This is a genomic window from Aminobacter sp. P4_D5 (assembly GCF_056401815.1).
In genome coordinates this window covers 1-502 of record NZ_JBFUIP010001489.1, presented here as the reverse complement: position 1 = coordinate 502, position 502 = coordinate 1, and the positions used below count along the sequence as shown (strand labels likewise).

1 protein-coding gene is annotated in these 502 nt (G+C 72.5%); it reads left to right on the top strand.

The window, feature by feature from the left end; genetic code table 11:
• On the top strand, window positions 1–460 hold a 460-nt coding region (locus AC1DWF_RS39125), incomplete at its 5' end, for an efflux RND transporter periplasmic adaptor subunit (RefSeq protein WP_476843756.1).
• Between the last annotated feature and the right edge of the window lie 42 nt (window positions 461–502).

The following is a 502-nucleotide window of genomic DNA, read 5'->3' as shown; positions in this document are numbered from 1 at the left end:
CGACCTCGGCATCCTCTGGATCAACGTGCAGGTGCCGATCTCGCGCGTGCCGGCGCTGGAGCCGGGCTCGCGCGTGCTGGTGCCCGCCCAGGGCGCGGAGGGCAGGGTGCTGCGCGTCGGCCGCTCCGTCGATGCCGCCACGCAGAGCGTAGTCTCCGTGGCCGAGATGACGCATGGGACCGACGCGCTGCGGCCTGGCCAGGCGGTGACCGCCGCCATGGCACTGAGCGGCAATGGCGGCAGCCAGTTCCGCGTGCCGGCCGGCAGCGTGGTGCGCCATCGCGACCGGAGCTGGGTCTTCATCCGCATCACCGACGGCTTCCGGGCACGCCCGGTCACCGTGCTGAACGAGACCGCGCAGTTCACCTCGATCCGCGGCGAGCTTGCCGCCACCGACCAGATCGCGACGCGGGGCATCCTCGCCCTGCTCGGCGAACTCTCCGACGGCGACGAGAGCTAAGGGCATGCTCGCACGTCTCGTCGACACGGCGCTGCGCCAGCG